We start from the raw sequence: 7783 nt of genomic DNA on the forward strand, positions 1-7783 counted from the left end.
CGCTCACCGCCGCTTGTAGAGCCGCGACTGGGACTTCATCGCCTCGTGGACGGCCCCGAAAGTCGCAAGCCCCTGCGCCTCCAGAAGCGCGATCATGGCCACGAACGCCTTGCCTGTGGCCAGCGTGTCGCCCAACGCGGTGTGGCGGTCCTTCTCGGGGATGGTGACCCCCAGCCGCGCGCAGAGCGCGTCGAGCGTATGCTCCTCGGTCGTGCCGAAAAGCACCGCCGAAAGCAGGACGGTATCCAGCACCGGGTTGTCGAACTCCGCGCCAATAACGGCCGCGTGTTTGTGGAAGAAAGCCAGATCGAAGGGCGCGTTATGCGCCACCAGCACCGCGTCGCGGCAGAAATCGCGGAACCGCGCGCCGGCCTCGGCAATTTTTGGTGCGCCCGCGACCATCGGCGCGGTGATGCCGTGGATTTGCGTGGAGGCTGCCGGGATCGGGCGGCCCGGATCGACCAGCGTGTCGAATGTCTCGGCCTCCAGAAGCCGCCCGTTGAGTACGCGCATCCCGGCGATCTGCACGATCTCGTCGCCATTGGAGGGCAGCAGCCCCGTCGTCTCGGTATCGAAGACGACGAAGGTCAGGTCGCGGATCGGGGCGGCGGCCAGATCGCCTGCCGGTGCCCGCCCGAAAAGCGAGAAATCGTAGACCGCGGCGCGCTGCATCCGGTCCGCCTCCGCGGCGTCCAGCGGCGCCACGGCCAGCGGCAGGCAGAGCCGCTGCGTCCCATCGCCCATGCTTTCCGGCCAGATCTCCGTTCCGTGCCGGTCCAGGACGAAACGCCCGGTGACCGTGGCCTCGCCGATCTCGACCGGCTCGCCAATCCAGTCTTCCAGGACCCCCTCCGACAGCGCCTGTCCACGCCAGCCCAGCGTCAGCAGCACTCCGCTTGTATCCGGTTCCGCGGCGACGCTCAGACCCTCGGCACCCCCGGCCTTCAGCCTTTCGGCCAGCCTCGCCAGCAGCGCCACGACCAGGAAGCCGTCGCAACGGACCCCCAACCCACAGGGCCTGGCGGTAATGTCTATCCTGCCCGCCTTAAGCCGCGCGCGCAGACTGTCGAAGAGATCGGCGTCGCTAATCGCCGCGCGCGGCCACCAGCGGCCCATGCCGTCCTCATAGCGGCGGGCGAGGCGTGTGATCGTGTCCACCAAATCTCGCGATTCGCCAACCAGCGCCGCGGCAATCGGGTCGCCGTCCTCCCCGCCGCCGCTGTCGCCGTGAACGCTGAGCATCGTATCCAGGTTGGCCGCCCGCCGGCGGATGCGGTCGATCATCTCGGCGAGCAGAGCCTCGCGTTCCAGGTGCAGGCCCAGATCGGCGGTCACGTCCCGCAGGCTCAGCACATAGCCACCCGAGCGGTCGTTGCCGATTGGCACCAGCCGCATCGTCGCGTCGAACATCCGCCCACCCGATACCGTGGCGCAGGTGAAGCTGGTCTGATCCCCGGCCCCCTGCCCGCCCGCGAGCCGCGCGTAGGCCAGCCTGACGGGCCCTTCGCGCAGGCAGTCGAGCACCGAGCGGTCGAGTTGCGCATGCGCCTCGCCGTCCAGAAGCGTGCGCACAAAGCCGTTGTAGAAGACGATCTTGTGATCCGCCGAGCAAAGCAGCACGCCGATTGAAACGTCCGCCAACAACGCCTCAAGCCGCTCCTTCTCCTCCGCCAGCCGCGTCGTCTCGCGCGCCACGGCCTCGGCCAGCGCGCTGCGGGTGCCCGACAACTCGCGCGCCACCGCTGAAGCAGCGGGGGCCAGGTCGCCCAGGTAGCGGGCCTTCCCGGCGTCGAGCCTCGCTTCCTCGCCGGTATGCGCGCCGACCCGAAGCTGCGCGGCAAGCGCCTGCATGGGGCGGGCCATGTTCTCGTCGAAGAGCCGCCAGACCCAGGTGATGAGTCCACCGACCGCGAAGACCGCGGCAACACCGCTCAGCACGAAGGGCTGCGGGTCGGACGGCGCCGGGACGCGCGAATAGCCGAACCAGAGCGCGGCACCGATCAGACCCGCGCTCCCCAGCGCCAGGAACAGGAAGAAGAGGAAGACGCGCAGGCGCAGGCTCAGGCGGGTGAACATCAGGCCCGCTCCAGCAGCCCGGCGACCTGCGACAGAAGCTCGCCGGTGTCAAAAGGCTTGGACAGGAACCCGTCAGCGCCCAGCGCCAGCGCCTTGCGGCGCTCCATCTCGGTGCCGCGCGCGGTCAGGATCATCACCTTGATGGCCGAGAGAGCCGGCGCGGCCTTGATCCTCTGGCAGATCTCGTAGCCCGAGACCTCGGGCAGCATCACATCCGAGACCACAAGATCGGGGCGTGCCGCGGCGACATGCTCCAGCGCACCGGCGCCGCTGGCGATGCGTTCCACGCGGTAGCCCTGACGCTGCATCAGAAACTCCAGCGCCAGCGCGATATTGTCCTCGTCCTCGATCAGGAGAACGGATTTCCGGTCATCCTTTTCCTCCACGACATCCTCCCTGTCCTCCGCGCTCCTCAGCAGATGGCCGCAAGCAGCGGGTCGTCTTTGAGCACCTCTTCCCAATGATCGGTCTCGATCCGGCCCTCGGGGCCGAAGCTGGCACCGCGGGCAAGCAGCGCGCGGCGCCCGGCTTGGCAGTCCACCGCGACCGGCACCGCGCGGCCGGCGGACCAGCGGCCGAGCAAAAGCACATCCACGATATACTGCCCCGGCACCGCGTCGTTGCTGCGCCGCCCCGCAACATCGGCAAAGGCCGCACGGTCGATCATCGGCTTGAGATAGGTCCAGGGGCGGTAGAGCGCCCGGTTTTCGTTGACCGAGATCACCTCCATCCCGTCGGGCAGTCCGGCCACGGTGCGCGGATACCAGGAATATTCGCTCCAGACCGCATAGCCGATCATCGCGGCCCCCGCGGCGACCGGCACCAACCAGCCGGGCAGCGACCCGCGTGAGAGCCGGCGCAACAGCATGGCGACCCCGGCGGCGCCGAGCCCGGCGAAGATCGCGGCGATCAGTTCCCAGAACATGCGCGTTCCTCCCGTCTCAACTCACCGTGCCGCGGCCGTGGCCGATCGCGGATTGCATGGTGCGCACCACCACGAAGGCGTCGCGCAGATGGCCGCGCTCGAAATCCGAAAGACTGGCCGGGCTCATGAAATTGTCCGGCGCAGCCCCCTGCTTGATCTGCCGGGCCTGGTGTTCCAGCCGGGTCGTGGCGATAAGATCATAGGCGTCGATCAGGTCGCGCGCGCCCGAGGCGCTGATCACGCCCGCGGCGGCGGCGGCCTGCAGCCGGGCGCGGGTGTTGGCCTCCTCCAGCCGGCCCTGGATGGCATAGAGACGGCCCAGATCCACAACCGGCACGACGCCGTTATGCTTCAGGTCGATCCGGTTCTTGTGCTCGCCCGAGCGGATCGTGGCGAAACCGCGCAACAAACCCAGCGGCGGCTGATGCTTGAGCGAATTGGCCACCATATGCGCCACGAAGATGGAGTTGCGCGAGGCCATCGCCAGCGTGTCGGCATGGGCGCCCGCAAAAAGGCTCTCGTCGCCGCCGATCGGGCGCAGATCGAACATGACCGAGGCCAGCATCTGCGCCATCGGATCGGGCCTGGCCACCCAGCCCTCGAAATACTGCCGCCAGACGCGCACCGGCTGGCGCCAGCGCGGGTTGGTGGCCATCATGTCGCCGGGGCAATGGACATAGCCGCAGGCATCGAGCCCGTCGGAGACGATTTTGGCCAGCGCCGCGAAATAGGTGTCGTCTTCCGGCTGCATGTCGTCATGCAGGAAGAGGCAGTTGTCCTGATCCGAGACGCCTGTCTGCTCACGCCGGCCCTGACTGCCGCAGGCCAGCCACAAATAGGGCACGGGCGGCGGTCCCAGTTCCGACTCGGCCAGCCGCAGCAGCCGCCGGGTGACCGCATCCGCGATATCGGTGATGAGCCGGGTGATCACGTCATGCGCGCGCCCGGTGGCGACGAGCTGGGCCAGAACCTGCGGGATCATGCCGGTCGTGCGCGCCAGTTCGGCCACGTTCTGCGCATCGGCCACATCGCCGATCACCATGGCCGAGGACACCGCCTGATGGCGCGTCAGGTCGGTCTGCGTGACGATGCCGCGCAACCGCCCGCCCACCGTCACCGGCACATGGCCGATGCGGTTCTCCAGCATCAGTTGCAGCACGTCCGAACCCAGATCGGCGGGCGTGAGGGTCAGCGGCTCCGCAGTCATCACCTGCGAGACGGGCGCATCCGCGCCCAACCCCTCGGCCATGCCGCGGGTGGCCAGATCGCGGGTCGTCACGATCCCGCAGAGCCGGTCGCCGGCCACCACCCCGACCGAGGACACCCGCGCGTCGCGCATCATCGCGGCCACCTCACGCAAGGGCGTGTCGGGCCCGCAATGCACCGGGTCGGGTACCATCAAGTCGGACACCCGCATCTCGGCCAGATCGCGCACCCCCGGCGTCGCCGGGCGGGCACGGTCGAAATAGCGCGCAAAGGCGGGCAGCGTGCGGACCAGCGCACGGAATTCACCGGCGGGCAGCAGCAGCAGTTCGGTCCGGCTCAGTGCATGGGCCGAGGTCACGGCGGTGCCGTCGCGCGAAAGCCCGCGCTCGCCGAAGCTGTTGCGCGGCCCCAGATGCGAGACCGGCGCGCCATTGGCGTCGGTCACCTCCACCGCGCCCGAGACGATCAGATAGAGCCCGTCCAGGACCTCGCCCAGCCGGTAGACCGGCGCCCCGGCGTCGCATGTAATGCAGCGGAATTTCCCGGAAATGCCGGTCAGTTCTTCGTCCTGCAGGCTGTCATAGGGATGCACGCCGCGCAGGAAATCGAAAATGGCGGTCTGGTCGAGGCTCATGCGGCACGCCTTCTGCGTAAAACCCTGCGGCGCGGCCCGGCGTGGGCCGGATCGTGCCATCCTTCTAGGGCAAGCGGGCCGCCCGGAACAGTCCGGACAGCCCGCATCCGTCTCAGTGGCCGTCGACCGCAGCAGCCGCGCCGCGCGGCACGCGTACGCTTTCCACAAGGTCGACGATCTCCTGCGGCGGCTCCGCCGTCATCCGCGACACCGTCATCGCCGTCGCGAAATTCAGTAGCGCGCCGATCGCGCCGATCGCCGTGGACTGGATGCCCAGCAGCGAGCCATCGATCGTGTCGGGAAAGCTGTTGGTGCCGGGGATGAAGAACCAGCCCTTGTGCAGGAAGATATAGACCAGCGTGAAGCCCAGACCCACGAGCATCCCCGTCACCGCGCCGATGTTGTTCACCCGCTTGGAGAAGATGCCCATCATGAGCGCCGGGAAGATCGACGCCGCCGCGAGCCCGAAGGCCAGCGCCACGGTTTGCGCCGCGAAGCCCGGCGGGTTGAGCCCCAGATAGGTCGCCACCACGATGGCGACGGCCATGGCGATCCGCGCCGACAGAAGCTCGCCCTTTTCCGAGATCTCCGGCATGAACTGACCCTTGATCAGGTCGTGGCTCACCGCCGAGGAAATCGCCAGCAGCAGACCGGCGGCGGTGGAGAGCGCGGCGGCCAGGCCACCGGCGGCCACCAGACCGATCACCCAGCCCGGCAGGTTGGCGATCTCGGGATTGGCCAGCACCAGGATGTCGCGGTTGAAATTGGTCAGCTCGTTGCCTTCCCAACCGTTCGCCGCCGCCTTCTCCTGCATCTGCGGATCGGCGTCGTTGTAGTACTGGATCCGGCCATCGCCGTTCTTGTCTTCCCAGCCCAGGAGGCCGGTCTTCTGCCAGGTCGCCATCCAGTCGTATCTGGCGTCGTCCTCGATCTGCTGGACCGAGACCGCCTGGCCGTCCGTGCCCTCGGGCCACATCAGTTCGGTGATGTTGAGCCGCGCCATCGCGCCCACCGCCGGGGCCGTGAGGTAAAGCAGCGCGATGAAAACCAGCGCCCAGCCTGCCGACCAGCGCGCATCGGCTACGCGCGGCACAGTGAAGAAGCGCATGATCACGTGAGGCAGACCGGCGGTGCCGATCATCAGCGACAGCGTGAAGAGCACCATGTTGAACGTGTCGGAATGATGGGCCGTGTACTCGTTGAAGCCCAGTTCACGCACGATCTGATCGAGCTTGGCCAGCAGCGGCTCGCCGCTGGCGGTGTGATCGCCGAAAAGCCCCAGCGCCGGGATCGGATTGCCTGTCAGTTGCAGCGAGATGAAGATCGCCGGGATCGTATAGGCCAGGATCAGCACGCAATACTGCGCCACCTGCGTGTAGGTCACGCCCTTCATGCCACCGAAGACCGCATAGGCGAAGACCACACAGGCGCCGATCAGAAGCCCCGAGGTGTTGGATATCTCCAGGAAGCGGCCGAAGGCCACGCCGACGCCGGTCATCTGCCCGATCACATAGGTGACCGAGGCCACGATCAGGCAGATCACCGCCACCAGCCGCGCGGTCTTGGAATAGAACCGGTCGCCGATGAACTCCGGCACGGTGAACTTGCCGAACTTGCGCAGATAGGGCGCGAGCAGCAGCGCCAGCAGCACGTAGCCGCCGGTCCAGCCCATCAGGAAGGTGGAGTTGTCGTAGCCCACGAAGGCGATCAGGCCCGCCATCGAGATGAAGGAGGCCGCGGACATCCAGTCCGCCGCCGTGGCCATGCCGTTGGTGATCGGGTGAACGCCCCGGCCGGCGGCGTAGAATTCGGAGGTCGATCCGGCGCGTGCCCAGATCGCGATGCCGATGTAGAGCGCGAAGGACGCGCCCACAAAGAGCAGGTTGAGGGTAAACTGGTCCATCTGTCCCTGGTCCTTTCCGTGCTTACTGCTCGTCCACGCCGTGTTCGGCGTCGAGCTTGTTCATGCGCCAGGCGTAGAAAAAGATCAGCGCCAGGAATACGAGGATCGAGCCTTGCTGGGCGAACCAGAAGCCAAGATCGGTGCCACCGACGGAAATGCCCGCCAGCATGGGTCTGAGAAGGATGCCGAAGCCGAAGGACACAATCGCCCAGATGATCAGGCAGATCGTGACGATCCGGATATTCGTCTTCCAGTAGGCTTTGTTGTCAGGTTTGTCCGACATGTCGGGTCTCCCGTTCTGGGGTTGGATCTTCGGGGCCGGGCCGGATGCCCGCCCCCGTCGGTATCGCGCGCCGGACCGGGGCCCGGCGCGGAAAGTCATGCCAAGGCACGTGCGACGATCTCTCCGAGCGCGCTCACCCCTTGTTCATCCTGTTTTCGATGAGTTCGTCGACGACGGAGGGGTCTGCGAGGGTGGATGTGTCGCCGAGGGAGGCGTGGTCGTTTTCGGCGATCTTGCGCAGGATGCGGCGCATGATCTTGCCGGACCGGGTCTTGGGCAGGCCGGGGGCCCACTGGATGAGGTCGGGCCTGGCGATCGGGCCGATCTCGGTGCGGACCCATTTCTCCAGTTCGCGGCGCAACTCGTCGGAGGGCGTCTCGCCGGCCATCAGCGTGACATAGGCATAGATGCCCTGGCCTTTGATGTCGTGCGGGTAGCCCACCACCGCGGCCTCGGCGACCTTGGCATGGGCCACGAGCGCGCTCTCGACCTCCGCCGTGCCCATGCGGTGGCCGGAGACGTTGATCACGTCGTCGACGCGCCCGGTGATCCAGTAATAGCCGTCGGCGTCGCGCCGGCAGCCGTCGCCGGAGAAGTAATAGCCCTTGTACTGCTCGAAATAGGTCGACACGAACCGCTTGTGGTCGCCCCAGACGGTGCGCATCTGCCCCGGCCAGCTGTCGGCGATGGCGAGCACGCCCTCGGCCTCGGTCGTCTCGACGGGCGTGCCGCTCTCGGGGTCCAGCACCACCGGCT

The 7783-nt window shown here is 67.4% G+C and carries 6 protein-coding genes and 1 pseudogene; all 7 read right to left on the reverse strand.

All coding sequences use genetic code 11. From position 1 onward, the window contains the following. Nucleotides 1–3: 3 nt before the first annotated feature. Nucleotides 4–2076 (reverse strand): exonuclease domain-containing protein, encoded by a 2073-nt coding sequence (locus DDZ14_RS04195; RefSeq protein WP_199221281.1) that lies wholly within the window; start codon nucleotides 2074–2076, stop codon nucleotides 4–6. Further along, a complete protein-coding gene (locus tag DDZ14_RS04200; protein ID WP_109423676.1) occupies nucleotides 2076–2462 on the reverse strand; it encodes a response regulator transcription factor in 387 nt (128 codons plus the stop codon). The genes DDZ14_RS04195 and DDZ14_RS04200 overlap by 1 nt, the downstream gene beginning before the upstream one ends. Before the next feature lie 26 nt (nucleotides 2463–2488). Next, a complete protein-coding gene (locus DDZ14_RS04205) occupies nucleotides 2489–3001 on the reverse strand; it encodes a hypothetical protein (protein ID WP_109423677.1) in 513 nt (170 codons plus the stop codon). Nucleotides 3002–3017: 16 nt separating this feature from the next. Next, nucleotides 3018–4841, reverse strand: a complete 1824-nt coding sequence (locus tag DDZ14_RS04210; protein WP_109423678.1) for a DUF294 nucleotidyltransferase-like domain-containing protein — start codon at nucleotides 4839–4841, stop codon at nucleotides 3018–3020. Nucleotides 4842–4953: 112 nt separating this feature from the next. After that, nucleotides 4954–6744 (reverse strand): sodium:solute symporter family protein, encoded by a 1791-nt coding sequence (locus DDZ14_RS04215; RefSeq protein ID WP_109423679.1) that lies wholly within the window; start codon nucleotides 6742–6744, stop codon nucleotides 4954–4956. Nucleotides 6745–6766: 22 nt separating this feature from the next. Continuing rightward, nucleotides 6767–7027: a DUF4212 domain-containing protein gene (locus DDZ14_RS04220; RefSeq protein WP_109423680.1), complete on the reverse strand. Its 261-nt coding sequence runs from the start codon at nucleotides 7025–7027 to the stop codon at nucleotides 6767–6769. Nucleotides 7028–7160: 133 nt separating this feature from the next. After that, nucleotides 7161–7783, reverse strand: a pseudogene (locus DDZ14_RS04225) (AMP-binding protein); the annotation flags it as partial.

Source organism: Maritimibacter sp. 55A14, assembly GCF_003122205.1.
Lineage (GTDB): Bacteria > Pseudomonadota > Alphaproteobacteria > Rhodobacterales > Rhodobacteraceae > QEYE01.

Coding starts and splice junctions, on each gene's coding strand:
- DDZ14_RS04215 (WP_109423679.1), bottom strand. CDS start 6,744: ATGGACCAGTTTACCCTCAACCTGCTCTTTGTGGGCGCGTCCTTCGCG.
- DDZ14_RS04210 (WP_109423678.1), bottom strand. CDS start 4,841: ATGAGCCTCGACCAGACCGCCATTTTCGATTTCCTGCGCGGCGTGCAT.
- DDZ14_RS04220 (WP_109423680.1), bottom strand. CDS start 7,027: ATGTCGGACAAACCTGACAACAAAGCCTACTGGAAGACGAATATCCGG.
- DDZ14_RS04195 (WP_199221281.1), bottom strand. CDS start 2,076: ATGTTCACCCGCCTGAGCCTGCGCCTGCGCGTCTTCCTCTTCTTCCTG.
- DDZ14_RS04205 (WP_109423677.1), bottom strand. CDS start 3,001: ATGTTCTGGGAACTGATCGCCGCGATCTTCGCCGGGCTCGGCGCCGCC.